Origin of the sequence: Nonomuraea zeae, assembly GCF_005889725.1 — a bacterium.
GTDB lineage: Bacteria > Actinomycetota > Actinomycetes > Streptosporangiales > Streptosporangiaceae > Nonomuraea > Nonomuraea zeae.
Genome location: NZ_VCKX01000030.1, coordinates 23,590 through 47,807, shown reverse-complemented (window position 1 = coordinate 47,807; position 24,218 = coordinate 23,590). Strand labels below are relative to the sequence as shown.

Annotated in this window: 28 protein-coding genes; 19 read left to right on the top strand and 9 right to left on the bottom strand. The window is 72.5% G+C overall.

Features of this window, described 5'->3' with window-relative positions:
- Nucleotides 1-135: 135 nt before the first annotated feature.
- The gene (locus ETD85_RS12865) at nucleotides 136-507 is read left to right on the top strand and encodes a hypothetical protein (protein WP_138689895.1); all 372 of its coding nucleotides are present in this window, start codon (nucleotides 136-138) and stop codon (nucleotides 505-507) included.
- Between the two features lie 49 nt (nucleotides 508-556).
- On the opposite strand, the gene ETD85_RS12860 is transcribed toward ETD85_RS12865, so the two are convergent.
- Nucleotides 557-1,273 (bottom strand): CBS domain-containing protein, encoded by a 717-nt coding sequence (locus ETD85_RS12860; protein WP_338087140.1) that lies wholly within the window; start codon nucleotides 1,271-1,273, stop codon nucleotides 557-559.
- Between the two features lie 189 nt (nucleotides 1,274-1,462).
- Between ETD85_RS12860 and ETD85_RS12855 the strand changes: the two genes are divergently transcribed.
- The 3 genes from ETD85_RS12855 to ETD85_RS12845 all read left to right on the top strand — a co-directional run bounded on the left by ETD85_RS12855 (nucleotide 1,463) and on the right by ETD85_RS12845 (nucleotide 5,345).
- Entirely contained in the window at nucleotides 1,463-3,901 is a 2,439-nt protein-coding gene (locus tag ETD85_RS12855) for a cation-translocating P-type ATPase (RefSeq protein ID WP_138689894.1), read from the top strand.
- 88 nt (nucleotides 3,902-3,989) lie between these two features.
- Nucleotides 3,990-4,721, top strand: a complete 732-nt coding sequence (locus tag ETD85_RS12850; protein ID WP_138689893.1) for a universal stress protein — start codon at nucleotides 3,990-3,992, stop codon at nucleotides 4,719-4,721.
- A 105-nt stretch (nucleotides 4,722-4,826) separates the two neighbouring features.
- Nucleotides 4,827-5,345 (top strand): flavodoxin family protein, encoded by a 519-nt coding sequence (locus ETD85_RS12845; protein ID WP_138689892.1) that lies wholly within the window; start codon nucleotides 4,827-4,829, stop codon nucleotides 5,343-5,345.
- Nucleotides 5,346-5,464: 119 nt separating this feature from the next.
- Here the strand turns inward: ETD85_RS12845 and ETD85_RS12840 are convergent, their stop codons facing one another.
- On the bottom strand, nucleotides 5,465-5,965 hold the full coding sequence (locus ETD85_RS12840) for a hypothetical protein (RefSeq protein ID WP_206058273.1): 501 nt from the start codon (nucleotides 5,963-5,965) through the stop codon (nucleotides 5,465-5,467).
- A gap of 282 nt (nucleotides 5,966-6,247) precedes the next feature.
- Here ETD85_RS12840 and ETD85_RS63050 point away from each other — a divergent pair, with 282 nt between their 5' ends.
- From ETD85_RS63050 to ETD85_RS12805, 8 genes are all read left to right on the top strand, one after another.
- Nucleotides 6,248-6,385 (top strand): hypothetical protein, encoded by a 138-nt coding sequence (locus tag ETD85_RS63050; RefSeq protein WP_170246648.1) that lies wholly within the window; start codon nucleotides 6,248-6,250, stop codon nucleotides 6,383-6,385.
- A complete protein-coding gene (locus ETD85_RS12835) occupies nucleotides 6,382-7,089 on the top strand; it encodes a 4'-phosphopantetheinyl transferase family protein (RefSeq protein WP_138689891.1) in 708 nt (235 codons plus the stop codon). Before ETD85_RS63050 ends, ETD85_RS12835 begins: the two co-directional genes overlap by 4 nt.
- Before the next feature lie 304 nt (nucleotides 7,090-7,393).
- Nucleotides 7,394-7,720 carry a carboxymuconolactone decarboxylase family protein gene (locus tag ETD85_RS12830; protein ID WP_138689890.1) on the top strand — a complete coding sequence of 109 codons (327 nt, stop codon included), beginning with the start codon at nucleotides 7,394-7,396 and terminating at the stop codon, nucleotides 7,718-7,720.
- A gap of 8 nt (nucleotides 7,721-7,728) precedes the next feature.
- A complete protein-coding gene (locus ETD85_RS12825) occupies nucleotides 7,729-8,034 on the top strand; it encodes a cupin domain-containing protein (protein WP_138689889.1) in 306 nt (101 codons plus the stop codon).
- Nucleotides 8,035-8,047: 13 nt separating this feature from the next.
- Complete coding sequence (locus tag ETD85_RS12820; protein ID WP_138689888.1) at nucleotides 8,048-9,070, top strand: zinc-dependent alcohol dehydrogenase family protein; 1,023 nt, start codon at nucleotides 8,048-8,050, stop codon at nucleotides 9,068-9,070.
- A gap of 159 nt (nucleotides 9,071-9,229) precedes the next feature.
- Nucleotides 9,230-9,601, top strand: coding sequence for an SDR family oxidoreductase (locus ETD85_RS67475; RefSeq protein WP_206058277.1), 372 nt, complete (start codon nucleotides 9,230-9,232; stop codon nucleotides 9,599-9,601).
- A gap of 5 nt (nucleotides 9,602-9,606) precedes the next feature.
- Entirely contained in the window at nucleotides 9,607-10,071 is a 465-nt protein-coding gene (locus ETD85_RS12810) for a hypothetical protein (RefSeq protein WP_138689887.1), read from the top strand.
- A gap of 167 nt (nucleotides 10,072-10,238) precedes the next feature.
- Nucleotides 10,239-10,427 (top strand): hypothetical protein, encoded by a 189-nt coding sequence (locus tag ETD85_RS12805; protein WP_138689886.1) that lies wholly within the window; start codon nucleotides 10,239-10,241, stop codon nucleotides 10,425-10,427.
- 129 nt (nucleotides 10,428-10,556) lie between these two features.
- Here the strand turns inward: ETD85_RS12805 and ETD85_RS12800 are convergent, their stop codons facing one another.
- Nucleotides 10,557-11,456: an AMIN-like domain-containing (lipo)protein gene (locus ETD85_RS12800; protein WP_138689885.1), complete on the bottom strand. Its 900-nt coding sequence runs from the start codon at nucleotides 11,454-11,456 to the stop codon at nucleotides 10,557-10,559.
- 221 nt (nucleotides 11,457-11,677) lie between these two features.
- Between ETD85_RS12800 and ETD85_RS12795 the strand changes: the two genes are divergently transcribed.
- The gene (locus ETD85_RS12795) at nucleotides 11,678-12,493 is read left to right on the top strand and encodes a universal stress protein (RefSeq protein ID WP_138689884.1); all 816 of its coding nucleotides are present in this window, start codon (nucleotides 11,678-11,680) and stop codon (nucleotides 12,491-12,493) included.
- An 82-nt stretch (nucleotides 12,494-12,575) separates the two neighbouring features.
- Here the strand turns inward: ETD85_RS12795 and ETD85_RS12790 are convergent, their stop codons facing one another.
- A complete protein-coding gene (locus ETD85_RS12790; RefSeq protein ID WP_138689883.1) occupies nucleotides 12,576-13,625 on the bottom strand; it encodes a zinc-dependent alcohol dehydrogenase family protein in 1,050 nt (349 codons plus the stop codon).
- 200 nt (nucleotides 13,626-13,825) lie between these two features.
- Between ETD85_RS12790 and ETD85_RS12785 the strand changes: the two genes are divergently transcribed.
- The 6 genes from ETD85_RS12785 (at nucleotide 13,826) to hypE (ending at nucleotide 19,880) form a co-directional block, all read left to right on the top strand.
- On the top strand, nucleotides 13,826-14,239 hold the full coding sequence (locus tag ETD85_RS12785) for an Hsp20/alpha crystallin family protein (protein ID WP_138689882.1): 414 nt from the start codon (nucleotides 13,826-13,828) through the stop codon (nucleotides 14,237-14,239).
- 144 nt (nucleotides 14,240-14,383) lie between these two features.
- On the top strand, nucleotides 14,384-15,229 hold the full coding sequence (locus ETD85_RS12780; RefSeq protein ID WP_138689881.1) for a universal stress protein: 846 nt from the start codon (nucleotides 14,384-14,386) through the stop codon (nucleotides 15,227-15,229).
- A 26-nt stretch (nucleotides 15,230-15,255) separates the two neighbouring features.
- Nucleotides 15,256-17,523 (top strand): carbamoyltransferase HypF, encoded by a 2,268-nt coding sequence (hypF, locus tag ETD85_RS12775; RefSeq protein WP_138689880.1) that lies wholly within the window; start codon nucleotides 15,256-15,258, stop codon nucleotides 17,521-17,523.
- A complete protein-coding gene (locus ETD85_RS12770; RefSeq protein ID WP_138689879.1) occupies nucleotides 17,514-17,747 on the top strand; it encodes a HypC/HybG/HupF family hydrogenase formation chaperone in 234 nt (77 codons plus the stop codon). Before hypF ends, ETD85_RS12770 begins: the two co-directional genes overlap by 10 nt.
- Nucleotides 17,731-18,834, top strand: a complete 1,104-nt coding sequence (hypD, locus tag ETD85_RS12765) for a hydrogenase formation protein HypD (protein ID WP_138689878.1) — start codon at nucleotides 17,731-17,733, stop codon at nucleotides 18,832-18,834. Before ETD85_RS12770 ends, hypD begins: the two co-directional genes overlap by 17 nt.
- Entirely contained in the window at nucleotides 18,831-19,880 is a 1,050-nt protein-coding gene (gene hypE / locus ETD85_RS12760) for a hydrogenase expression/formation protein HypE (RefSeq protein WP_138689877.1), read from the top strand. The genes hypD and hypE overlap by 4 nt, the downstream gene beginning before the upstream one ends.
- A 2-nt stretch (nucleotides 19,881-19,882) precedes the next feature.
- Here the strand turns inward: hypE and ETD85_RS12755 are convergent, their stop codons facing one another.
- The 5 genes from ETD85_RS12755 to ETD85_RS12735 are packed head-to-tail and all read right to left on the bottom strand — an operon-like array spanning nucleotide 19,883 to nucleotide 24,217.
- Nucleotides 19,883-20,332 (bottom strand): hydrogenase maturation protease, encoded by a 450-nt coding sequence (locus tag ETD85_RS12755; RefSeq protein ID WP_138689876.1) that lies wholly within the window; start codon nucleotides 20,330-20,332, stop codon nucleotides 19,883-19,885.
- A complete protein-coding gene (locus ETD85_RS12750) occupies nucleotides 20,325-21,608 on the bottom strand; it encodes a Ni/Fe hydrogenase subunit alpha (RefSeq protein WP_138689875.1) in 1,284 nt (427 codons plus the stop codon). The genes ETD85_RS12755 and ETD85_RS12750 overlap by 8 nt, the downstream gene beginning before the upstream one ends.
- Entirely contained in the window at nucleotides 21,598-22,347 is a 750-nt protein-coding gene (locus tag ETD85_RS12745) for an NADH-quinone oxidoreductase subunit B family protein (RefSeq protein WP_138689874.1), read from the bottom strand. The genes ETD85_RS12750 and ETD85_RS12745 overlap by 11 nt, the downstream gene beginning before the upstream one ends.
- A complete protein-coding gene (locus ETD85_RS12740; protein WP_138689873.1) occupies nucleotides 22,344-23,147 on the bottom strand; it encodes an FAD/NAD(P)-binding protein in 804 nt (267 codons plus the stop codon). Before ETD85_RS12740 ends, ETD85_RS12745 begins: the two co-directional genes overlap by 4 nt.
- Complete coding sequence (locus ETD85_RS12735; protein WP_138689872.1) at nucleotides 23,144-24,217, bottom strand: 4Fe-4S dicluster domain-containing protein; 1,074 nt, start codon at nucleotides 24,215-24,217, stop codon at nucleotides 23,144-23,146. The genes ETD85_RS12740 and ETD85_RS12735 overlap by 4 nt, the downstream gene beginning before the upstream one ends.
- Between the last annotated feature and the right edge of the window lies 1 nt (nucleotide 24,218).

Here is a 24,218-nt window from a genome sequence, read left to right as displayed (position 1 = left end):
GACCGCGGGGGACCGGCCGCGAACGTCCCTGAGCGCAGGGACCGGCCGCGAACGTCCCTGAGCGCAGGGACCAACGGCACTGGCCGCACTGCCTTCCCTGGCAGACGCTCGAAGGGAAAGGAGGAGGTGGCAAGAATGCGGTTGACCTGGAAGGACGCTCTGGCGACAGTGGTCGCGGGCGTGAACGTCGCCGTCTACGTTGCCTTCACACAGGGCGCGGACGTCCCGATCATCGACAACGCGCGCGGCGCCACCGCGGTGATCCTGCTGCTGGGGATCGCCGGTGGGTGCGCCCTGAGCGCGGCCCCCGAGGAGTCCGAACGCAAGGGCACGTACGTCGTCGTGGCGAGCACGCTCGGCGGCATCGCGCTCATCGCGGGTGTCCTCGGGCTGATCACGGCGAGTGAGATGGCTGTCGGAGTGCTGTTCTACAGCGCCATCGCGCTGTGGTTCATCGCCACCGTGCGGCACGCGCTCGCCCCGTCGAAGACGGAGGCGCTCAGGTGAAGGCCGGGCCGGAGACCCTCTTCACCGAGGGTCTCCGGCCCGCATCCGCCTAGGGGCGATCCCAGGTGACCGGCAGGGTCACCAGGTCGTCCTCACGCCAGGTCAGCTCCCGGCGAACGTCCACGACCCCCTCGACCCGCCCGGCGGTGCGGACTGCGGCCATCGCCTCGCTGCGCCGATCCGCCTGCCCGGACAGCGTGACGATGCCGTCGCGGACCTCGACGATGATCCCGTAGCGATCGTCCCAGCGGGCGTGAGAGGGGATGCCCTCGACCACGCGGCGCCTGATCTCGTCGTCGTCGCGCAGGTACATCTTCAGCAGGTCCCGCCGGCTGACGATGCCCGCCGCCCGCCCCTGGTCATCGACGACGACCAGCCGCTTGACGCCGTGCTCGTCCATCAGGCGGGCGGCCCTGCTGATCGAGGCGAACGGGGAGACCGTCACCGCGGGCGCGTCCATCAAGCCGGCGGCGGTGTTCCCCGCCGCCTTCCGCGCGCCCTCCGCGTGCTGGCCGGCCTTCCACCACCGCAGCCGGGAGCGCCACGAGGGCCGGTAGCTCTCGCCGCTGTACTGCTCCCGGAACTCCTCCTTGCGCATCAGGTCGCCCTCGGACACCACGCCGACCACCCGGTCATCGCCGTCCACCACGGGTGTGGCGCTGATGCCGTTCGCGACCAGCACCTCGGCGATCTCCCTGAACGGGGTGTGCTCCCGCACGGTGGTCACTCGCCTGGTCATGACATCCTTCACTGCGGTCCGCATCATGGCTACTCCTTCGGTTCTCCCCTCTATGGCATCGCTTGACGTGGGGAGTCGCGTAGAGGCATAAGACCCTAAGGCTGAAGGCCTCCGTGAGCTGCGGCGTGGTGGGCGCGGCAGGCAGGGCCGGACGGCCCGGGAGTCAGGGCCCAAGGCCCCTGCCCGCCCAGCCGCCGGAGACCGAGGGTGGCAGGCATGACTACCATGTCGCCGGCCAGGCCGGGACTGGCCGCCGCCGAAGCCGCGGCGCGGCTGGCGGCCGACGGGCCGAACAGACTGCCTGCCGCCCGCCGGGTCCCGCCGGTGGTGCTGCTGTTACGCCAGATGGTGCACTTCTTCGCCCTGCTGCTCTGGGGCGCGTCCGTGCTGGCGCTGCTGGCCGGGATGCCGCAGCTCGCCGTGGCCATCTGCATCGTCGTGCTGCTGAACGGCGTCTTCGCCTTCGCGCAGGAGTACCGCGCCGACAAGGCGACGCAACGACTGGGCGAGCTGATCCCGGCGAACGCGGTGGTCCGCAGGGACGGCAGGCGCTGCCTCGTCAGCGCCGCCGATCTCGTGGCCGGTGACGTGGCGCTGCTGGAGGCGGGCGATCGCGTCTCGGCGGACCTGGAGCTGGTGGAGGTGCACGCGCTGGCCGTCAACGAGTCGATGCTGACGGGGGAGAGCCGTCCCGTCCGGCCCCAGCTCGGCGACAGCGCGTACGCGGGCACGTTCGTGGTGGAAGGCCAGGCCGAGGCGGTCGTGGTGGCCACCGGGCAGCGCACCAGGCTGGCCGCGATCGCCAAGCTCACGAGAGAGGCGAGCCGGCCGCCCAGCCCGCTGGCCGTCCAGCTCGGCAAGGTGGTCCGCATCGTCGCGGGCATCGCGGTCGCGGTCGGGGCGGCGTTCTTCGGGCTGGCGCTGCTGCTGGGCATGGAGCCGGGGCAGGGTTTCCTGTTCGCCATCGGTGTCACGGTGGCGCTGGTTCCCGAAGGGCTGCTGCCCACGGTCACCCTGTCGCTGGCCAGGGCCGCGCAACGCATGGCGGCCCGCAACGCCCTCGTACGCCATCTGGAGGCGGTGGAGACGCTGGGCTCGGCCACGTTCATCTGCACCGACAAGACGGGCACGCTCACCCGCAACGAGATGACCGTCGCCGACGTGTGGACGCCGGGGCATCCCGTGGCCGACGTGCTGCGCTCGGCCGTGCTCAGCTCCACCGGCCGCATGAGTGACGGCAAGCCGGTGGGCGATCCGATGGAGGTCGCGTTACACGTGGAGGCGCTGCGGCTGGGCGCCGACCTGTCAGGCGAGATCTCCGCGCGGTTCCCCTTCGACCCGGTACGCCGCCGCGCCTCCGTCGTGGCCGACGGCCACCTGCACGTGAAGGGCGGCCCGGACACCGTGATCCCGCTCTGCGGCGCCGTGTCCGGCGTGGAGGAGGCTCTGGACCGGATGAGCCGTCGCGGCCTGCGAGTGCTGGCCGTCGCCAGGGGCGGCACGGAGGAGGAACGCGATCTCGAGCTTCTCGGCCTCGTCGGGCTGCACGATCCGCCGCGCGACGACGTGGCCGAGGCCATCTGGAAATGCCGGATCGCCGGGATCAAACTGGCCATGGTCACCGGCGACCATCCGGGCACCGCGCGCGCCATCGCCGTGGAGGTCGGGCTGCTCGGCCCGGACGAGCTGGTCGTCACCGGCGCCGACCTGCCCGGCGACGACGCGGCGCTGGGCGAGCTGCTGGATCGGGACGGCGTGGTCGTCGCTCGCGTGACCCCTGAGGACAAGCTGCGCATCGCCCGCGCGCTGCGCTCGCGTGGCCACGTCGTGGCGATGACCGGCGACGGGGTCAACGACGGGCCCGCGCTGCGCGAGGCCGACATCGGCATCGCCATGGGCGCCTCCGGCACCGACGTCGCCCGCGAGGCCGCCGACCTGGTGCTGCTCGACGACCACTTCGCCACCATCGTCTCCGCGGTCGAGCTGGGCCGGGCCACCTACGCCAACGTGCGCCGCTTCCTCACCTACCACCTCACCGACAACGTCGCCGAGCTCACCCCGTTCGCGGTCTGGGCGTTGTCCGGCGGCACCATCCCCCTCGCGCTCAGCGTGCTCCAGGTGCTGGCCCTCGACATCGGCACCGACCTGCTGCCCGCCCTCGCCCTGGGCGCCGAGCCGGCCAACCCGCGCACCATGCACGGCCCCGCCCGGACCGGCAACCTCATCGACCGCCGTCTGCTTGTCCGGGTCTTCGGCGTCCTCGGCCCGGCCCAGGCGCTGGCTGAAATGGGGGCCTTCATGGGGATTCTCTGGCTGGGCGGCTGGCAGCCCGGAGCCGCTCCAGGCCCCGTCCTGCTCGCCGCCGCGTCCGGCACCGCCTTCGCCGCCGTGGTGCTCGGGCAGTTCGCCAACGCCTTCGCCTGCCGCAGCGAGTCCCGCTGGATCGGCCGGCTGCGCTGGCGCGCCAACCCGCTGCTGCTGGGCGCGCTCGCCTTCGAGGCCGTCATGCTGCTGCTCTTCCTCGGCCTGCCGTCCGTCGCCGGGGTGCTCGGCGGCGCCTTCCCGCCGCCGGAGGGATGGTTGCTGGCCACGCTGGCGATCCCGGTCATGGTCCTGGCCGACGCGGCGCACAAGGCGTGGCGGTCCAAGAGGTGACGAACGTCCCGCCGAGTCAGGGCCGCTCGGCCCTGGGGGGCGGGCACGCCCGGGCGGAGGCTGGAGGAGGAAGGGAGGCTTCACGGACATGGACCACATCGTGCTCGGCTACGACGGCTCGGACTTCTCGGTGCAGGCCCTGGACTGGGCGCTGGACGAGGCCGAGCTCAGGAAACTGCCCCTGACCATCGCCCACGCCTGGCAGTGGCCCTACGGCGAGGCGGAGGAGGACGCCAAGGCCCACCTGCGCAAGGCCGCCGAGCACGTGCTGTGGCACGGCGCCGACTGCGCCCGGCAGACCAGCTCGGGCATCCGCATCGAGACCGACCTGTACGAGGGCCCCGCCGCCCAGCGGCTGGTCGAGCTCTCCAGCGGCGCCACTCTCGTCGTGGTCGGCTCCCGCGGCCTGAGCGCGCTGCCACGCGCGGTCGTCGGCTCGGTGGCCGGCTACACCGCGGCCCATGCCGGCTGCCCGGTCATCGTCGTACGCGGCCCAGGGCCCCTGCCCGCCGCGTCCGATCCGGGACCGATCATCGTGCCGGAGGCGGAACCGGACGCGTCCGTCCTGGAGTTCGCCTTCGGCGAGGCCGCCCTTCGCCGGCTCGCCCTGCATGCCTCCGGAGAGACGACGGACTGGGCGGCGCGCTACCCGGACGTCCGGATCCAGCGGGGTGGCGCCGCCGCCCACGCGACCCTGCTGGTCGTCGGCCGCAGGCGGGCCGGGGTGAGCTTCCTGCACAACGCGCCCTGCCCCGTCGCGGTGGTGGCCGAAGACGAGCCATCACCTGAGAACGCCGCCGGAAACGGGGGCTCGAAGTGAGGACCGACGCCATCGTCATCGGGGACGGTGAGCCGGGCGAGGTGATCCGCGGGAGGTTCCGCCTGGAGCCCGTCCCGCCCACACGAAGCTGGAGAGAGGTCTGACATGGAAGCGCTGGTCGTGTACGAGTCGATGTACGGCAACACCCGGCAGATCGCCGAAGCGGTGGCCGATGGGCTGGGGACGCGGATGCGGGTCGTGGTGGTGGAGGTCGGGTCCGCTCCCCGTCTCGTCGGGGGAGAGGTCGGGCTGCTCGTCGTGGGCGGTCCCACCCACGCCTTCTCCATGAGCCGGTCGTCCACCCGCCAGTCCGCCGCCCAGCAGGCCACCGGGCCGCTGGTCTCGCGTGGCGACGGCGTACGCGAATGGCTGGCCGCGCTGAGCACCTCCTCGGCCGCGCTCGCCTCGGCCGCCTTCGACACCCGCATCGCCAAACCGCGCATGCCCGGCTCCGCCGCGCGCGGCGTGGCCAGGAGGCTGCGCCGCCTCGGGATCAGGTCGGTAGCGCCGGCCGAGAGCTTCTACGTCATGGGCACGCAGGGCCCGCTGGCGGACGGCGAACTGGAGCGGGCCAAGCAGTGGGGCGAGCACCTCGCCGCCTCGGTCCCGGCCGCGGCGCCCTGACCTGCCGCTCGGGCCGCGGCCTGGCCGATCGGCGGCGGTGGCTCACCAGGGGCCCGACTCGGTGCCGGCGGGTGTGTGACGCAGGCCCGAGTAGGCGTCCTTGGCAGTGGTCTCGCCCGTCAGGACCCGGTTGATGATCCGAGATCAGCGAGGCCGGTCAGGCCGGCGAACGTGGCCGCTCGTCCCCCCATCGCCACCCCGAGCTGGGTGAGCTCGGCCAGCCCTCTGGTGATCACCGCGGCCCGGGTGTTGTCTCCCACGCCGAGCCCTTCCGCCATTCCGGCCGCGATCGCCACGACGTTCTTCAGCGCGCCGCCCAGCTCGCAACCGGCCACGTCGTCGTTGGTGTAGACCCGTAACAGGCCGCGCCGGAGAATTCCCTGCAGCAGGGTGGCCACGGACGGGTTCTCGGTGGCGATGACCGTGGCCGCGGCCTTGCCCGCCAGGATCTCCCTGGCCAGGTTGGGCGCGGTCAGCAGATAGACCTGGTTGTGATGCTTGTCGTTGATCTCTTCGGCGATGCCGGCGTCACGCGTCCAGAGCAGCGTGTCGTGCCGTTTGCAGACGAGGGTGGCCACCGTGGTACCCCACGAACCCGCGCCGAGGATGGTGATTCTCATGCATCCATCCCAGCCGCCGCTCACGGGAGATACAGGGCCGAAGGTCCTGCCGGGGGAGCCGGAACGGCCTTTTCCCGGGGCCGATCACCCAGCTTGGTGAGTGTGTCCCGGGCGTTCTCCTCTTTCGCCGGGTTGATCCGGGACGCGGGTTGATCCGGGACGAAGGTCCCAGCCGGAAAGGACCTCCGCACCTGCCCCGGCCTGGCGACCCGGCCTAGGTTGCCGGGTACCCGCCCAGGCAGCCGCTTCGATCCCAGGATCGGCGGCCTCACAAGGAGAGTCATGGCGAGCGGAATCGACCCCGGAACCCTCGGCCTCATGCCGGACGACTCCGCCGGTGCCGAGATCCCCGGGAGACGCCGGCTGGAGCCCGGCGGCCGCGCGGCCGAGGCGGCGAAGCGCGGGACGGCCGCGTCATGAGATGGCTGGCGCGCGGCGAGCAGCATCTTCCCCTCGGGAACGACTGGCTGTCCCCGGAGGAGGCCAAGCGGGCGGCCGGCCTGCGCTTCACCAAGCGGCGCACCGAGTTCCTGGTCGCCCGCTGGACGTCGAAGGAGGCGATGCGGCTGCTCTACCCCGCGCCCCCGTACGAGCTGGAGGTGCGTCACCACCCGAGCGGCGCGCCCGAGGCGTACCAGGCCGGACGGCCGCTCCCGGTTGGGATGTCGCTGACCGATCGGGCCGGTTGGGCGGTGTGCCTGCTCGGACTGACACCCGGTGCCGTCGGTTGCGACCTCGAACTGGTCGAGCCGCGCAGCCCGCGCTTCGTCGCCGACTACTTCACGCCGCAGGAGCAGAAGGTCATCGGGACGGACCCGCTGCTCGCCAACCTGCTGTGGTCGGCCAAGGAGAGCGCGCTCAAGGTGCTGCGCACGGGCTTGCGCAGGGACACCCGCTCCGTCGAGGTCTCACTCGGTTGCGGCCGGCCTTCAGCGGGATGGAGCCGGCTCACCGTGCGTGCCGTGGAGGGGAGGGTGCTGTACGGATGGTGGCGGCGGTTCGGCGACTTCGTGCTCACCATGGCGGCCGATGAGGTGACCTCGGCGCCGTCCTGCCTGGAGGACCCGCCCGCGCTCGCCTCCGCCGCTCCGGCGCACACCTGGCCGGCGCGCCCGCTCGCCTGAGCCGGCGCGCGGCGCGCGGCGCGCGGCGGGGGACGCGGACGCGCTCTGTTCGGGCGAGCCGGTGAGGTCCGGCTGACCGCTTCCGGGTGCATGACCAGGCCGTCCGTACCGGGTGTCCTGCGGCCAGGCGGCGTGATCCGGCGTCGGTCATCGCGTCCAGCCGGTTTCCTGGGTGTGGTCATACGCGGTGCCGTGCTTGCGGGGGCGGCAGGGCAAAGGAGCGCCGTGGAGGAGGTCATCTTGTTCCCGGCCGCAGACCATCCGGCCCGTTTTCGGAAAGTAAGGCGAGAAAAGGGAGATGCCGATGTCGAACGACAAGCCGTCGGGTGCACAGGTCATGTTCGGGGATTTCGCGCCGACGCTGGTGCATCTGACCGATGACGTGCTGTTCGGCGAGGTGTGGCCGGATGAGGGCCTGTCCCGGCGGGACCGGAGCCTGGTGACGGTGGCGGCGCTGGTGGCCCTGTACCGGGGCAACGAGCTGCCCTTCCATCTGAAGACGGCGATGGACAACGGGTTGAGCGCCGAGGAGTTGAAGCACGCGATCACCCATCTGGCGTTCTACGCCGGCTGGCCGAACGCGATGACCGCCATGACCCAGTTGAAGAAGATCGTCGAAGAGGGGAGCTGACCTCCAGGATGCAGCTGATCAAGCAGCCGCCGACCAGCAAGGCCCCGGCGGAGCTGTTCACCGGGGACGCCTGGTGGGACGTGATCTACCAGGGTGAGGAGCCGTCGCGGGCGCGCGCGAACATGGCGCGTGGCGGGCGGCTGATCGAGGCCCACCCGGGCGACATCGTGCACACCCCGCCCGGCGAGGAGCACTGGCACGGCGCCGCCCCCGACCGTTTCATGATCCATCTGGCGCTGTGGGAGGGCGACGAGACCACCTGGCTGGAGCACGTCAGCGACGCCGAGTACGGGGCCACGCGCTCCACTGTCTGAAAGGAGATCCACCATGCGTGGAGCAGTTCTGTACGCCCCGGGCCACATCCGTGTCGAGGACCGCCCGGACCCGGCGATCATCGAGCCGACTGATGCGATCATCCGCCTGACCGCCACCTGCATCTGCGGCTCCGACCTGTGGCCCTATCGCGGCATCGAGAAGGTCGATGGACCCACGCCCATCGGGCACGAGTACGTCGGCGTCGTGGAGGAGGTGGGTCCCGAGGTCCGTGCGATCCGGCCGGGCCAGTTCGTGGTCGGCTCGTTCTTCGCCTCCGACAACACCTGCGAGATCTGCCGGTCGGGCTACCAGAGCGGCTGCGTGAACCGCGTGCCCATGAACCCCATCGGCACCCAGGCCCAGTTCGCCCGCATCCCGTTGGCCGACGGCACCCTGGTGGCCACCCCCGGCATGCCGGACGCGGACCTGGTGCCGAGCCTGCTGGCCGCCTCCGACGTGCTGGGCACCGGCTGGTTCGGCGCCGTCGCCGCCGCGGCGGGGCCGGGCAAGACCGTCGCCGTCGTCGGTGACGGCGCGGTCGGCCTGTGCGCCGTGCTGGCCGCCAAGCAGCTCGGAGCCGAGCGGATCATCGCGATGAGCCGCCATGCCCCGCGGCAGGAGCTGGCCCGTCACTTCGGCGCCACCGACATCGTCACCGAACGCGGCGACGACGGCGTCAACGTGATCAAGGACCTGACGAACGGCCTGGGCGCGCACAGCGTCGTTGAGGCGGTCGGCACCCAGGAGTCGATGATGCAGGCCATCCGCTCCACCCGCCCCGGCGGCCACGTCGGCTACGTCGGCGTCGCCCACGACGTGGCCCTGCCCGGCGACGAGCTGTTCTTCTCCCTGGTGCACCTGCACGGCGGCCCCGCTCCGGTACGCCAGTACCTGCCACAGCTCATCGACCTGATCAGCGAGCGCAAGATCGACCCCGGCAAGGTCTTCGACCTCACCCTGCCCCTGGACCAGGCCGCCGAGGGCTACCAGGCCATGGACGAACGGCGTGCCATCAAGGTCTTGCTCCAGCCCTGACCCGTGTCCGGTGCCGGTCGGCAGTCCGCGGCCGCCGCCCCTAGGAGGCTGACCGGCACCGGACCAGGAACATCACGTCCATCAAGAGGAAGCACGGCATGAATCCCCATCTACGACTTCACCGGCCAGGTGGCCGTCGTCACCGGAGCCGGTTCCGGGATGGGGCTGGCCACCGTACGCGCCTTCGCCGAGTCCGGGGCAGCCGTCGCCCTCACCGACGTCAACGAGACCGCCCTGAACGCGGCGGCGAAGGAGCTCACCGACGCGGGCCACCGCGTGCTCACCCTCACCTGCGATGTCACTGACGAGGACCAGGTCGCCGCCGCCATCGACCGTACCGTCGAAGCTTTCGGGCATCGGCGGACGAGGTATGTGACCCTTACACCCCTGTGTCGCGCGACAATTCTGCCGGAATCTGCCGGAATCGGGACGAAGGGCTCTGCCTGCCGTTCGCCCTCCTGCCGAAGGATGAGGACACGGGCGCGAATCGGGCAGACAGCCCGCTATCGCCCCTTCCTGTCAGGGAGGTGAGCGCGATGGCCGTATCGGCTGGGCGCACGTACCAGATGGGCACCGCTGTGGCCTGGGTGGCCATGTGGACCGGCGCGGCCATCCTCCTGCGTGCCGACGCGGACGCCTTCGGCCGGATGCTCCCCCTGCTGGCCGCGGGCAGCCTCGTCGGGCTGGCGCTGCCGGGACACGACGGGGTGCGGACGTACCTCATCGGGACGCTCGCCGTGTGGAGCACGCTGATCGCCGGGACGGCGATCCTGCTCGCGGGGACGGAGGCCCTCCGGCCGATGCTGGGCCTGTTCGCCGCCGGAGCCGGCTACTTCGTGATCGTCGTGCCGGTCTTCCTGACCGTCTCATGGTCGGCGAGGGAGCACGGTGCGCGGCGTGGGCGCGCGCAGGAGCACGGTGCGCGGCGTGGGCGCGCGCAGGAGCACGGTGCGCGGCGTGGGCGCGCGCAGCAGCACGGACCTGCCGAGGGCGCGGATTGACGGCTACGGCCGGGCGGCGAGGGCGCCGCTTCTCGCGGCGTTCTCGGGCCCGGACCGGCATGTGACTTAGGTCACCAGGAGTCCGAGTCGTTCGCCTCCGGCGCGGGGCCGGGCCCCGGGAGAAGGTGGGGTCACGACGGAATCCTGAGCGAGTAAGGGTGATCGAGATGGCTGTTCTCCTGGGCGTGACCCACATCGAGCCCGACCCGCTGAGCGAGACGTACTTCACGAGAGCCGCCGGCGCGCTCGACGCGCACCGCGCCGATTCCGCGCACGCATGCGTGTCCTGCTCCGCCGCCTGGCCCTGCGCGCCGGCCCTGGCCGCGGCCTTCATGCTCGAACTGCACGCCGCCTGATGGCGCGCACAGGCTTGGGGGCTCGTTGCGACGGCCGCCCGCGTTCGCCGAACGCGGGCGGCCGTCGGCTGTTGTGCGGCTACGACCGGCTGTTGTGCGGCTACGACCTCACCACCGGCTCCGGAGTGCTCACGGCTCCAGCGACTGCGGGATGGAATCCGACAGGCCGTTCGGTCGCTGGGTCGTCCCCGCGGCGTCGTAGATCTTCACCCACTTGACCGAGGGGAACTGCTTGAGTGTCGGCCTGATCTCGTCGGCGATGGTGAAGGTGGATCCTCCGCTGGTGACGCGGCCGGTCAGGTAGACCCGGGCCACGCCGTGCCTGATGGTGAGCTTGCTGAACCCGGTGGCCTTGGAGCTGACGAAGCGCAGCCCGAGCGCCTTCTCGGCCTGGGTCGGGCCGGCGAACAGGCGCTGCAGCGCCCCGTACGCGGTGGCGGGCGGGATCACCGGCCGCTGCACGGCCGCGGTGTACGGCCGGCGCCCGGCGTTGTAGCCGGCGGTGTTGAAGAAGTAGTCGCGGACCGGCGCCGTACGGTAGCGCGTGACGAGGTCGACGACGACGCGACTCGGCCGGACGAGCGTGTAGACCCGATAGGGCACGCCCTTGGCCAGCCCGACGCCGAAGGTCAGCGTCGACTCGAAGTCGCCCGTGTTGACGACCTGGATGACACCGGGCAGCGCGTACGTCCGGCGGGCCGGCCCGTAGGTGACGTTGCCGTGACGGTCGTGGCCGTCGGCCCGGCCGAAGCGGATCTGCAGCAGCGCGTCGCCCACGGCGTTCACCGGCCGGCCGGACCCGTCGGCGATCAGCTTGGACACGTAGCGCACGTCCCGCTGGGCGGGAACGCGACCGCGGAACTCGAAGACCAGCCGGTCCAGGCCGGGCTGGTGCGCGGCCCGGATGCCGGCCAGCGTGGGCGTGGCGGCGGTCTGAGCCGCGGCCTGCGCCGGTACGGCGAGCAGCCCGGTGGAGGTGGCCACCATCGCGGTGGCGATGAGGGGGCGGATCGGGAGCATGGCGATCATCTCTTTCCCCGTGAGTGCTCCTGATCCCAGGATGACCTCCGCGGCCGCCGGGCGACACCGGCGAAAGTCCCCTCCTGCCGGCTTTCCAGCCCTTGGGGGGACCAAACGTACTCGCCACCTCAGAGAGGACCAAAGGCACTCGTCTGGGGGACCTCGTCCCCGGGCGCCGGCCTTCCCGTCGGACGACGCTGAACATGACAGACCAAGTAGTGGAGGTTGCGATGAACCGACACATCGTCGTGGGCGTGGACGGATCCGCTCCGGCAATGGCAGCGGTGGAATGGGCCGCGGCGGACGCCCGGCGGCGTGGCGCCGGCCTGCGGATCGTGCACGTGTGCGGCCAGTGCCCGCAGGGCGAGCACTGCGCGCGAGCCCTGGCCGCGGCGGGTGACCGGGCGCGCGAGCTGGCCGATGACGTCGAGGTGAGCACGGAGGTGCTCCCCGGGAGCGCGGTCAAGGTCCTGATCGCCGAGTCCGGATCCGCCGACACCGTGGTCCTCGGGACCCGGGGGCTCGGCGGGTTCGCCGAAATGGTGGTCGGCTCGGTCAGCATGGCCGTCGCCGGGCACGCCGAAGGGCCGGTCGTGGTCGTGCACGCTCCCTCTGTGGCGCCGCACGGCCGGGTGGTGGTCGGCTACGACCGCTCGGAGAACTCCGAGGCGGCCATGGAGTACGCGATCGAGCAGGCCCGGGCGCGAGGCGTTCCGCTGGATGTCGTCTTCGCCTGGCAGACTCCCGTCTTCTCGCCGTACATGGCCGCCTACAACAGCCTGCTGGTGGACGTCTACCAGGCGGACACCCGGGCGGTGGCCGAGAGCGTGGCTCTGTGGCGGGAGAAGAATCCCGACGTCGAGATCACCCACGAGCCCGCAACCGGGCACCCGGTGAGCGTTCTCGCCAAGGCGGGGGAGAGCGCCGACCTCGTCGTGGTGGGCTCGCGTGGGCGGGGCGGGCTGGCCTCCACCGTGCTCGGCTCCGTCAGCCACGGCGTGCTGCACCACGTGACCTGCCCGGTCGCGGTGGTGCGGCCTCGGTGACCGCCGGTTTCCCCTTCACTCAGATCGGATTTCGCCCGGATCGGATGAGGACCCGCTCATCCGATCCGGGCAGGGTCCGGCGTCAGTCGTCTGCGTGGCGGGACAGGACGACCTTCAGCGCTCCCGTGCCGGCCGGGTCGGAGAACGTCTGGTAGGCGGCGTCCATGTCGTGCAGCTCGTAGCGGTGGGTGATGAAGGTGGTGGGGTCGAGCCGCCCGGCGGCGATCATGTCGAGCAGGGCCGGGGTGGAGCTGGTGTCGACGAGGCCGGTGGTGATGGTGAGGTTGCGGATCCACAGGTCTTCGAGGTGCAGGGTGGCGGGCGCGCCGTGGACGCCGACGTTGGCGACGTGGCCGCCCGGGCGCACCAGCCGGGTGCAGAGCTCGAACGTCTCCGGGATGCCGACGGCCTCGATGGCCACGTCGGCGCCCAGGCCGCCGGTCAGCTCGGAGACCGCGGCGGCGGCGTCGTCGCCGGCGCCGACGAGCAGGTCCGCGCCGAGCCTCTTGGCGGCCTCCAGCCGCGAGGCGGCCGGGTCCACGGCGATGATGTAGCTGGGCGTGAACAGCCGCGCGGTGGTGATGGCGGCCAGGCCGATCGGCCCGGCGCCGACCACGACGACGGTGTCGCCGGGCCGGACCCGGCCGTTGAGGACACCGACCTCGTAGGACGTCGGCAGGATGTCGGCGAGCATGAGCGCGGCCTCGTCCGTGACGCCGTCGGGCAGCAGGTGGGTGGAGGTGTCGGCGAACGGGACGCGGACGTGCTCGGCCTGGGTGCCGTCGATGCGGTGGCCGAGGATCCAGCCGCCGCCGCCCAGGCATTGGCCGTACGTTCCCGTGCGGCAGTAGCGGCAGCGGCCGCAGGCGGTGATGCAGGAGACCAGGACCCGGTCTCCCCGCTTGACAGTGGTGACCGCGCCGCCGGTCGCGGTGACCGTGCCGACGGCTTCGTGGCCGAGTATCCTGCCCGGCTCGACCGTGGGGACGTCGCCTTTGAGTATGTGCAGGTCGGTGCCGCAGATCGTAACGGCGTCCACGCGTACGATCGCGTCCGTCGGCTCGATGACCTGCGGATCCGGGGCGTCTTCCCAGGTGCGCCGGCCTGGCCCGTGGTAGATCAGCGCCTTCATGGTGACCTCCTGTCCTATTCTCCCACCCTCTCTCCGCGACCCACGGAGAGGTAGGGGCGAAGGCCCCGGACGCCCCGCCGGCCGGGAGCGGGGGCGTGCCGAAGGTCCCTGACCTGAGAGGACTTCGTCCTCTGGGGGTCGCCCGATGCCGGGTGTGTGCTGGAGACGTGGGAATCAGGACCCCACGGAAGGAGGTCGCGATGAGCCTGCCTGAGCGGAGAGAGATGAGGCTCCCCTTCCCGGAGCTGTTCGAGTGGATGGAGAGCCCGATGTTCGGGTTCCGGCCCTTCGGACAGATCGTCCGGGTCGAGGACTACATCGCCGACGGCCGGTACGTGCTGCGGGCCGAACTGCCCGGCATCGACCCTGACAAGGATGTCGAGGTCACCGTGAGCGGTGGCCTGCTCCACATCCGGGCCGAGAAAGCCAGGAAGACCACCGATCCGCACCGTTCCGAGTTCGCCTACGGGTCGCTCTCCCGGACGGTCACGCTGCCCGCCACGGCCAAGACCGATGACGTCAAGGCCGTCTACAAGGGCGGCATCCTGGAGGTCAGCGTGGGGCTGGCCGAGGACAAGAAGGCCGAAGGCCGGCGGATCACCGTCGAGCACTGACGCCAGGCCGGGCGCGGGCGGGTCCCTGCCCGCGCCCGATCTCCCCCCGCGAGAGGCGGTCCTTGGGCCTTCATCGCCGGGACCAACGGCCCTGCACACCCATTCTCAGCCGCGCTTCGCTGGTGTGATGACAGAGGAGGAACCATGATCGTTGTAGGTGTCGACGGCTCCGTGCCCGCACGCGCCGCAGTCGACTGGGCCGCCGGTGACGCTGTCCGCATGCACCAGTCGCTGCTGCTCGTCCATGCGGTGGACCGCACGCCGTACCAGATCGCCAAATTCCCGGGCCCCGACCGGCCCGACACGTTGCTGCGGGCGAGTCACAAGGTGTTGCAGGAGGCGGTGGCGCTCGTCCACGAGCGGCAGCCGACCGTCGAGGTGACGACACAGGTGGTGGAAGGGGCGCCCGCGGCGGTCCTGCTCGATCAGGGCAGAACGGCCACCGAGCTGGTCGTCGGCAGCCGGGGTCTGGGCGGGCTCGCCGGAGCGCTGCTCGGCTCGGTCAGCGAACACGTCGCCGGGCAGGCCGACTGCCCGGTCGTGGTGGTGCACGGCGACCGGCGACCCAAATACGGCGAGGTCGTGGTGGGCGTGGACGACTATCCCGAATCCCAGCCCGCCCTGGCCTACGCCTTCGAGCAGGCGGCCCTGCGCGGAAGCACCCTGCGGGCCCTGCACATCTGGCAGCTGCCGGTGCGCGTGTTCGCCACCGAGCGTCCTCATGAGATGCACGAGACCCGCACCGTTCGGCAGCGGGCCGTCGCGGACCGGCTGTCGACTTTCCGGGCGGAATACCCGCAGGTGACGATCGCCGAGGACGTCCGGTGCGGACACGCGGTCGATGCGCTCACGCAGGCCTCCCTGCACGCCGATCTGCTGGTGGTGGGCTCTCATGGGCGCGGCACCGTCCGCTCGGCACTGCTCGGCTCGGTCAGCCGGGCCACCCTGCACCACGCGCGCTGCACGGTCGCCGTCGTTCGCGGGACCTGAGGCGCGCTCACGCGGAGGAGGGGCTCATGGACGTGGCCTGGCGCATCGAGGTGTACGGAGCCGTGCAGGGCGTGGGGTTCCGGCCGTTCGTCCATCGCCTGGCGACCGGGCTGGGGCTCCGGGGGGACGTACGGAACGCCGGCGGGCACGTGGTGATCAACGCCACCGGCTCCCGAGCCCGCCTGGAGGCGTTCCTGTCCACGATGACATCGGACCAGCCCGGCGCGGCGCAGATCCGCGACCTGGTGGTGACCCCCGACCGCCCGGACGGGCGGCCGGCCGGCTTCGAGATCGTCGAGAGCGAGGCCGTGCCGGGCCGGGCCCGGGAGATCCCGCCCGACCTGGCCACCTGTGCGGATTGCCTGCGCGAGCTGTTCGATCCGGCCAACAGGCGTCACCGCTACCCGTTCATCAACTGCACGGCCTGCGGGCCGCGGGCGACCATCGTGGAAAGCCTCCCCTACGACCGCGTCCGCACCACGATGCGGGCGTTCGAGATGTGTGCCGCGTGCGCCGCCGAATACCACGACCCCGCCGACCGCCGCTTCCACGCCGAACCCATCGCCTGCGGCTCCTGCGGCCCCCGGCTGCGCTTCACGAGCGTGGAGGGGGATGCCGCGCTGCGGGCCGCCGTCGAGATCGTCTCGGCCGGAGGCGTGGTCGCGGTCAAGGGGCTCGGCGGCTTCCAGCTCGTCTGTGACGCGCTCGACGGCGCGGCCGTGGCGCGGATACGCCAGATCAAGGGGCGGGAGGCGAAACCGCTGGCGGTCATGGTCAGGGACGTCACGGCGGCGGATGCGCTCGCGGTGCTCACCGAGCCCGCCCGGGCCCTGCTGCGGGGACCGTCGGCGCCGATCGTGCTGGCGCCGCGGCGGCTCGGGGTGCTGGCGCCCGAGGTCTGCAACGGGCTCGCGGACGTCGGGTTGTTCCTGCCGTACACGCCGCTGCACCACCTGCTGCTCGACGGGCTGCGCGGCCCGCTGGTGGTCACCAGCGCCAACCACGCCGACAGCCCCATGTGCGTCGAGCCGCCGTCCGGGCTGGACGTGGACGGCGTGCTCACCCATGACCGGCCCATCGCGGCCCGCTACGACGACTCGGTGATCCGCTCGTTCGGGTCGCGTTCGACGGTGATCCGCCGCGCCCGCGGCCTGGCGCCGGCGCCGCTGCGCCTGCCGATCAGCACGCCGGAGCCCCTGCTCGCCGTCGGCGCCCAGCTCAAGAGCACGTTCACGCTGGCCGACGGCGAGCACGCGGTCCTCGGGCCGCACATCGGCGACCTGTCCGACGCCGAGACCCTGGACGCGTACGAGGCGGCGCTCGGGAGCCTGAGCCGCATCCACGCCATCGATCCCGTCCACACCGTCCACGACCTGCATCCCGGCTACCTGTCCACCCGCCTGGCCCGGCGCCTGCCCAGCCGCATCGCGGTCCAGCACCATCACGCGCACGTGGCCGCCGTGGCCGCCGAGCACGCCCTGCGACCGCCGTTCCTCGGCGTCGCCTACGACGGGCTGGGTCTGGGCGACGACGGCACGTTCTGGGGCGGCGAGCTGCTGCTGGCCGGCTACACCGGCTACCGGCGGCTCGGCCGCTTCTCGCACGCGCCGATGCCCGGCGGGAGCGCGGCCGTACTCAGGCCGGCCCGCATGGCACTCGGCTACCTGCTCGGCGGCGAGACCATCGGCGAGCCCATACCCGATGGCCTCGCCGCCGGGCTGCCCGACCGCGACGTCATCCGGCGCATGATCACGCGAGGGGTGAACTGTCCCGTCGCCTCCAGCGCGGGCCGGCTGTTCGACGCCGCGGCGGCGCTCCTGGGGGTGTGCGACGTCAACGGCTTCGAGGGCGAGGCGGCGCTACGCCTGGAGCAGGCGGCGGCCGAGTTCCCCGGGGCCGAGCCGCTGGCCTGGCGGCTGGAGCGGCGGGACGGCGTGTGGGTGTACGACGGCGTCGCCACGCTGCGGCACCTGCTGGAGGCCAAGGCGGACGGCGAGCCGGCCGGCCGGCTCGCCGCCGCCTTCCACGCCACCGTCGCGGCGGTCACCGTGCTGCTGTGCGAGCGGGCCGCCGCCGAGCACGACGTCACCCAGGTGTGCCTGTCCGGCGGCGTGTTCCAGAACCGGCTGCTCGCCACGGACGTGCTGGCCAGGCTGTCGGCGGCCGGGTTCGAGCCGTACATCGGCGAGCGGGTCCCGGTCAACGACGGCGGCATCAGCTACGGCCAGGCGGCGATCGCCGCGGCGCGCCTGTCGGGCCGGACCGGCGGCGATGCGAGGTCGTCATGTGCCTAGGAGTGCCGGGCCGGATCGTCGGCCGCGACGGCGAGATGGGGACGGCCGACTTCGACGGGCTGCGGCGTGAGGTGTGCCTGTCGTACACGCCCGAGGCGCGGCCGGGCGACTACGTGATCGTGCACGTCGGGTTCGCGATCTCGCTGCTGGACGAGGACGAGGCGCTGCGCACGCTCGAGGTGCTGCGCGCGATCCCGGGAGGGCTGGATGAGGTATCTCGATGAGTATCGGGACCCGGTGCTCGCCCGGAGGCTCGTGGCCGAGATCCGCGCCGCCGCGACCCGGCGGTGGTCGGTCATGGAGGTCTGCGGCGGGCAGACGCACACCATCGTCAGGCAGGGCATCGACGAGCTGATCCCGGTACGCATGGTGCACGGCCCCGGCTGCCCGGTCTGTGTGACACCGCTGGCCACCATCGACCGCGCCCTCGCCATCGCGGACCACCCAGAAGTGATCTTCACGTCGTTCGGCGACATGCTGCGCGTCCCCGGCTCCGGCGGCGACCTGCTGTCGGCCAAGGCCCGGGGCGCGGACGTACGCGTCGTCTACTCGCCGCTCGACGCCGTGCGGGTGGCCGCGGCGAACCCCGGCCGGCAGGTGGTGTTCTTCGCGGTCGGATTCGAGACCACGGCGCCGGCCAACGCGATGGCCGTGCTGCGCGCCGCCGAGGAGGGGCTGGCCAACTTCAGCGTGCTGGTCAGCCACGTCCTGGTGCCGCCGGCGATGGCCGCGATCATGGAGTCCGCGCCGGCCGCCGACGGCGGCGTGGACGCGTTCCTGGCGGCCGGTCACGTCTGCGCCGTCATGGGCTGGACCGAGTACGAGCCGCTCGCCGCGCGCTACCGGGTGCCGATCGTGGTCACCGGGTTCGAGCCGCTCGACCTGCTGGAAGGCATCCTCATGGCCGTGCGGCAGCTGGAGGAGGGGCGCTTCGAGGTCGAGAACCAGTACGCGCGGGCGGTCCGCCGCGACGGCAACACCTTCGCCCGGGACGCGCTCCGAAGGGTGTTCCGGGTGAGCGACCAGACGTGGCGGGGGATCGGGGAGATCCCGGCCAGCGGGTTGGTCCTCGCACCCGAGTTCGCGGCCTTCGACGCCGCCGCACGCTTCGAGGTGCGCGGGCTGAGCACGGCCGAGCATCCCGGCTGCATCGCCGGGGAGATCCTGCGCGGCACCCGCACGCCGCTCGACTGCTCCTCCTACGGGACGCTGTGCACGCCACGCCGCCCCCTGGGCGCGCCGATGGTCTCCGCCGAGGGCACCTGCGCCGCCTTTCACAACGCCGGCCGTACGAGACGGGAGCCGCCATGAGCACGGCATACGATCCGATCGCCGCCACCTGCCCGGTCCCGCACGCCGAGGGCGAGCGGGTGCTGCTCGGCCACGGCTCGGGCGGGCAGCTCATGGCCGAGCTGCTCGCCGACCTGACTCCGCGCCTGGGCGCCCGCGCCACGGAGGATGCCGCGGTCGTCGTCACCGGCGCGCCCGAGGTCGTGATGTCCACCGACGGGTTCGTGGTCACGCCGCGCTTCTTCCCCGGCGGTGACATCGGCTCGCTGGCCGTGCACGGCACGGTCAACGACCTGGCCATGATGGGGGCGGTGCCGGTCGCGCTCAGCCTGGCCTACATCGTCGAGGAGGGCCTGCCGCTGGAGGAGCTGCGCCGCGTCACCACGTCGGTCGCCGAGGCGGCCCGCGGCTGCGACGTCCGGGTCGTGACCGGCGACACCAAGGTCGTCGGCAGAGGCGCGGCGGACGGCCTCTACCTCACCACGACCGGGATCGGCATCCGGCTGCCCGGCGCGGCCCCGGCCGCCGCGAACGGCCGGCCGGGTGACGCGGTGCTGCTGTCCGGCCCGATCGGGCTGCACGGCGTCACCATCCTCAGCACCCGCGAGGGCCTCGGCTTCGAGAGCGAGCTGACCTCCGACAGCCGGCCGCTGCACCGCCTGGTCGCGGCGATGATCACGGCGGGACGTTGCGGCGTGCACGTGATGCGCGATCCCACCAGAGGCGGTCTGGCCAGCGCGCTCAACGAGCTGGCCGCCGCCTCGGAGGTGGGCGTGGAGCTGGAGGAGTCCGCCGTTCCCGTCCCGGCCCAGGTGGCCGCCGCCTGCGATCTGCTGGGCCTGGACCCGCTGCACGTGGCCAACGAGGGCTGCCTCGTGGCGTTCGTGGACCCGGCCAGGGCCGGCGAGGTCCTCGCCGCGATGCGCGAGCTGCCGGAAGGCGCGGGCGCCGAGCGCATCGGCACCGTGGTGCCGGACCATCCGGGCCGCGTCGTCATGCGGACCCTGGTCGGTTCCAGGCGGGTCGTCGACATGCTGGTGGGCGAGCAGCTTCCCCGGATCTGCTGAGGTCACGCGCGCGCACGGGGCTCGCCCAGATCCCGTGCGATCGTCCGGGCGAGGTACGACACGGCCGCGGCGGCCGGCTCCGACATCCCGGCGCCCAGGCCGAACCCGGCTCCTTCCACGGTGTAGACGATCAGCTCCCCGGGAAGCCGGCCGAGCGTCCCGGCCAGTGTCACGGCGTCGGCCAGCGAGAGGGCGTGGGTGCTCGCGCCGCCGCCGGGCAGGTGGCCGAGAGCGCGGTGGCACCGTACGGTGCCCGGCGGCTCGCCCGAGCTCGCGGCGTCGATCACGATGGCGACGTCGGCACCCGTCCAGGCCTCGATGAGCTCGGCCGGATCGCCGCCGTTCTCGACGGCGGGCACGCCCATGCCGCGCAGCAGCCGGGCCACGGCGAGTCCGGCCCCGTCGTCTCCCCGGTAGTCGTTGCCGAGCCCGATGACCACGGTCCTAGCCATGGCGGAGACGCAGGTCGAGGAAGTGGGCCGAGCAGGAGATGCACGGGTCGTGGTTGCGGATCGCGCGCTCGCACAGCTCGGTGAGCTCGGGGACGGGCAGGCTGAGGCGAGGCTCGACGAGGGCGTGCAGGTCGGCTTCGATGCGGGCCTGGTTCTGGGCGGTCGGCGGGACGATGTCGGCCTCGGCGATCAGGCCGGCGTCGTCGATCCGGTAGCGGTGGTAAAGGGTGCCGCGCGGGGCCTCGGAGGCGCCGTGGCCCTCGCCGGAACGGGCTGTGACAGGCAGCGCTGCCTGGTCCGGCGGGGTGTATCGCTCGATGATGCGAAGCGCCTCCTCGCAGGCGTGCACGATCTCCACGGCGCGGACGACGATGCTGCGGAACGGGTTGCGGCACACCGGCCCGAGCCCGGCGTCAGCGGCGGCGCGCGAGGCCAGCGGGGACAGGCGCGCGGCGTTGAGCGCGTAGCGGGCCAGGGGCCCGGTGAGGTAGCCGGGACGGCCGTCGAGGCGGGCGTGCAGCGCGGTGGAATGCGGCACCTGCTCCTCGACGACGTGGCGTGGCCAGTCGGCGACGGGGAAGGAGGTGCCGTCGCTGACGGCGACGTCGCCGGACAGGATGGCGTAGTCGGTGGGGTGACGCAGCGCGAGGAAGCGGTAGTCGTGCTCGACGCCGGGGAAATCGAAGCCGCTGACCCACTCGACGGTGGCCAGGGCCGCTCGCAGCGCGTCCTGGAGGCGTTCGGCCACGGGCGTGAGATCGCGGGGCGCGTGGTAGAAGCCGCCCACCCTGACGTTGATCGGGTGGATGGCGCGCCCGCCGACGGCGGCGACCAGCTCGTTGCCCGCCTTCTTCAGCGCCAGGCCGCGCTCGACCAGCGGCCGGTGGTCGGCGGCCATGGCGAGGCCGCTGGGATAGCCGAGGAAGTCGGGGGCGTGCAGCAGGTAGATGTGCAGGGCGTGGGACTCGATCCACTCGCCGTAGTAGAGCAGGAGCCGCAGGTCGCGTAGCGGGCCCTCGACGGTGACGCCGCAGGCCGACTCCAGGGCCTGGCAGGCGCTCATCTGGTAGGCGACGGGGCAGATCCCGCAGACGCGGGCGGTGATGTCGGGCGGCTCGGTGAAGGCGCGCCCGCGCAGCAGCGCCTCGAAGAAACGCGGCGGCTCGTAGATGCGCAGCTGCAGGTCGGTGATGCGGCCGCCGCGGGCGCGGACGAGCAGCGCGCCTTCACCTTCGACCCGGGTGAGGCCGCCGACACGGATGGTCTTATGCGTCACTGCTGCTCCCGGAGGTGGTGACGGTGAAGGTTCGGTAGACGCGGGCGAGCTCGTCGTCGTCCATGCCGGCCGCGCGCAGACGCGCGTTCAGCGCGGCGGCGTTGGGCGTTTCCATGGGGCCGAAGCAGCCGAAACAGCCGCGGTTGAACGCCGGGCACAGCGCGCCGCAGCCGGCCTGGGTGACCGGGCCGAGACACGGGGTGCCGTGGGCGACGAGTACGCAGGGGTTCCCGCGGGCCTTGCACTCGACGCAGACGCTGTGGGCGGGCACGACGGGCCGCCGCCCGGCCAGGAAGGCGCCGATGACCTCCAGGAGCTGCCGCTTGTCGATGGGGCAGCCGCGCAGCTCGAAGTCGACGGGCACGTGCGCGGAGACCGGGGTCGAGCGGTCCAGGGTCTCGATGTAGTCGGGCCTGGCGTAGACGACGGAGGCGAACTCGCGTACGTCCGCCAGGTCGCGCAGCGCCTGCACGCCGCCGGCGGTGGCGCAGGCGCCGATGGTCACCAGGTGCTTGGAGACGCGGCGGACGTGTTCGATCCGCTTCAGGTCGGCGGGGGTCGTGATCGACCCCTCCACCAGGGACAGGTCGTAGGGGCCCGGGCCCTGGGCGCTGGAGGCTTCCAGGAAGTACGCGATGTCCACCCTGGCGGCCACGGCCGGCAGCTCGTCCTCGCAGTCGAGGAGGGTGAGCTGGCATCCGTCGCACGAGGCGAACTTCCAGACGGCGAGTTTCTTCACAGTTGCCGCACCTCCAGCAGATCGGCGACCTGGTCATAGGTGAGCACGGGGCCGTCCAGGCAGGTGAACAGGGGACCGAGCTGGCAGTGGCCGCAGCGGCCGATGCCGCACTTCATGTTGCGCTCCAGTGACAGCGCGATCCGCCCGGCCGGTACGCCGCGCCGCAGCAGGTCCTGCGCGGTGGCGCGCATCATGACCTCCGGGCCGCAGACGAAGGCGTAGGTGCGGCTCGGCTCGAAGACGACCCTGCCGATGAGCTTGGTGATCAGACCGACCGGGCCCTTCCACGCCCGGTCGGGGTGATCGACGGTGACCTGCACGTCGAAGTCGCGGCCCCAGCGGGCCAGCTCGCGCGGATAGATCAGCGTGGCCGGGGTCCGGGTGCCGGTGATCAGGCTGATCCGGCCGAAGCGGGCGCCGTGCGCGGCGAGCTCGCGGATCACCGGCCGCAGCGGGGCCAGGCCGAGCCCCCCGGCCGCGACCACCACGTCCAGGCCGGCCGCCCGGGAGAGGTCGAAGTGGGTGCCGAAGGGGCCGCGTACCCCGATGACCGCGCCGCGGGGCGTGCGGCAGAGGGCGCGGCTGACGGCGCCCACCGCGCGGACGGTCTGCACGTAGCCGCCCGAGCGGGCGTGCCCGCTGATGGAGATGGGGATCTCGCCGACGCCGGGGGCGTACAGCATCGTGAACTGGCCGGGCAGGAAGGGCGGGCACCTACCTTCGACCGGCTCCAGGGTGAGGGTGACGGTGTCGGCCCGGTCAGGCCGGCGCGAGCGCACGCGGTACGGAACGGGGATCATCGCAGCCGCTCCAGCTCTTGGGTGAGATCGATGCCGGTCGGGCACCAGGTGATGCACCGGCCGCAGCCGACGCAGCCGTAGGTGCCGAACTGGTCGACCCAGGTGGAGAACTTGTGGGTGAGCCACTGCCGGTAGCGGGCCGCGCCCGAGGAGCGGACGGGTGCGCCGCCCAGCTCGGTGAACTCCAGCGCGAAGCAGGAGTCCCAGCGTTCGGAGCGTTCCGCGGTGCCGTCGGCGAGGTCGGTGCCGTCCTCGATCGTGACGCAGAAGCAGGTCGGGCAGACCATGGTGCAGTTCGTGCAGGTCAGGCAGCGGGTGGCGATCTCGTCCCAGACGGGGGACTCGCGCCGCTCCGCCAGGCGTTCCTTGACGCCGTCGAGGTCCACGTGGCGGCCCATCCGCCGCCGGGCGGTCTCGCCGGCCTGCCGGGCGGCCTCGTGGTCGGCGCCGGTGGCGGGCCGGGACGGCAGAGCCGCAAGGAGCCTGCCGCCGTGCTCGCTGCCCGGCTCGGCCAGGAACCGGTGCGGGCCGGTCAGCTCGGTGAGCGCCAGGTCGAAGCCGGAGGTCGCCTGCGGTCCCGTGCCCGTCGAGGCGCAGAAGCAGGTCCCGCCGGGGACCGCGCAGTTGACCGCGATGAGGAACAGCGCCTCCCTGCGCTTGCGGTAGGCCTCGTCGGGGTGCCGGCCGCCCAGGAACACCCGGTCCTGTACGGCCAGCCCGGCCAGGTCACAGGCCCGCACGCCCAGCAGCGCCACCTTGGGCGCGGCCACGGGGCTCTCCTCCGGCACGCCGTCCCGCATGCGGAACAACGTGCTGCGGGGCGGGTGGGTGAACCGCTTGACGGAGTCGGGGCTGGCGGCGAACCCGAAGACCAGCTCGTCCGCCCCTTCGCGCAGCCGGTACGAGCCCGGCGCCTGCTCATCCGTCCAGCCCGCGGGCAGGTCGGCGGCCGACTCCAGCTCGGTGAAGCGGATCACGCCGTCGTGGACCGCCGGGCCCACGACGGCGTACCCGCGCTCGCGCAACGCGCCGATCAGCGCGTCCAGCGAATCGAGGACGACGGGCCCCATG

Excerpts from the sequence above, each read along its gene's own strand:
- ETD85_RS63050 (WP_170246648.1), top strand. The coding sequence starts at position 6,248 with ATGGCGAGCGGAATCGACCCCGGAACCCTCGGCCTCATGCCGGACGAC.
- ETD85_RS12845 (WP_138689892.1), top strand. The coding sequence starts at position 4,827 with ATGGAAGCGCTGGTCGTGTACGAGTCGATGTACGGCAACACCCGGCAG.
- ETD85_RS12800 (WP_138689885.1), bottom strand. The coding sequence starts at position 11,456 with ATGATCGCCATGCTCCCGATCCGCCCCCTCATCGCCACCGCGATGGTG.
- ETD85_RS12735 (WP_138689872.1), bottom strand. The coding sequence starts at position 24,217 with ATGGGGCCCGTCGTCCTCGATTCGCTGGACGCGCTGATCGGCGCGTTG.
- ETD85_RS12860 (WP_338087140.1), bottom strand. The coding sequence starts at position 1,273 with ATGATGCGGACCGCAGTGAAGGATGTCATGACCAGGCGAGTGACCACC.
- ETD85_RS12865 (WP_138689895.1), top strand. The coding sequence starts at position 136 with ATGCGGTTGACCTGGAAGGACGCTCTGGCGACAGTGGTCGCGGGCGTG.
- ETD85_RS12855 (WP_138689894.1), top strand. The coding sequence starts at position 1,463 with ATGACTACCATGTCGCCGGCCAGGCCGGGACTGGCCGCCGCCGAAGCC.
- ETD85_RS67475 (WP_206058277.1), top strand. The coding sequence starts at position 9,230 with ATGGGGCTGGCCACCGTACGCGCCTTCGCCGAGTCCGGGGCAGCCGTC.
- ETD85_RS12830 (WP_138689890.1), top strand. The coding sequence starts at position 7,394 with ATGTCGAACGACAAGCCGTCGGGTGCACAGGTCATGTTCGGGGATTTC.
- ETD85_RS12840 (WP_206058273.1), bottom strand. The coding sequence starts at position 5,965 with ATGAGAATCACCATCCTCGGCGCGGGTTCGTGGGGTACCACGGTGGCC.
- ETD85_RS12780 (WP_138689881.1), top strand. The coding sequence starts at position 14,384 with ATGATCGTTGTAGGTGTCGACGGCTCCGTGCCCGCACGCGCCGCAGTC.
- ETD85_RS12755 (WP_138689876.1), bottom strand. The coding sequence starts at position 20,332 with ATGGCTAGGACCGTGGTCATCGGGCTCGGCAACGACTACCGGGGAGAC.
- ETD85_RS12820 (WP_138689888.1), top strand. The coding sequence starts at position 8,048 with ATGCGTGGAGCAGTTCTGTACGCCCCGGGCCACATCCGTGTCGAGGAC.
- ETD85_RS12805 (WP_138689886.1), top strand. The coding sequence starts at position 10,239 with ATGGCTGTTCTCCTGGGCGTGACCCACATCGAGCCCGACCCGCTGAGC.
- ETD85_RS12770 (WP_138689879.1), top strand. The coding sequence starts at position 17,514 with ATGTGCCTAGGAGTGCCGGGCCGGATCGTCGGCCGCGACGGCGAGATG.
- hypD (WP_138689878.1), top strand. The coding sequence starts at position 17,731 with ATGAGGTATCTCGATGAGTATCGGGACCCGGTGCTCGCCCGGAGGCTC.
- ETD85_RS12810 (WP_138689887.1), top strand. The coding sequence starts at position 9,607 with ATGGCCGTATCGGCTGGGCGCACGTACCAGATGGGCACCGCTGTGGCC.
- ETD85_RS12835 (WP_138689891.1), top strand. The coding sequence starts at position 6,382 with ATGAGATGGCTGGCGCGCGGCGAGCAGCATCTTCCCCTCGGGAACGAC.
- ETD85_RS12850 (WP_138689893.1), top strand. The coding sequence starts at position 3,990 with ATGGACCACATCGTGCTCGGCTACGACGGCTCGGACTTCTCGGTGCAG.
- hypF (WP_138689880.1), top strand. The coding sequence starts at position 15,256 with ATGGACGTGGCCTGGCGCATCGAGGTGTACGGAGCCGTGCAGGGCGTG.
- ETD85_RS12795 (WP_138689884.1), top strand. The coding sequence starts at position 11,678 with ATGAACCGACACATCGTCGTGGGCGTGGACGGATCCGCTCCGGCAATG.
- ETD85_RS12740 (WP_138689873.1), bottom strand. The coding sequence starts at position 23,147 with ATGATCCCCGTTCCGTACCGCGTGCGCTCGCGCCGGCCTGACCGGGCC.
- ETD85_RS12790 (WP_138689883.1), bottom strand. The coding sequence starts at position 13,625 with ATGAAGGCGCTGATCTACCACGGGCCAGGCCGGCGCACCTGGGAAGAC.
- ETD85_RS12825 (WP_138689889.1), top strand. The coding sequence starts at position 7,729 with ATGCAGCTGATCAAGCAGCCGCCGACCAGCAAGGCCCCGGCGGAGCTG.
- ETD85_RS12785 (WP_138689882.1), top strand. The coding sequence starts at position 13,826 with ATGAGCCTGCCTGAGCGGAGAGAGATGAGGCTCCCCTTCCCGGAGCTG.
- hypE (WP_138689877.1), top strand. The coding sequence starts at position 18,831 with ATGAGCACGGCATACGATCCGATCGCCGCCACCTGCCCGGTCCCGCAC.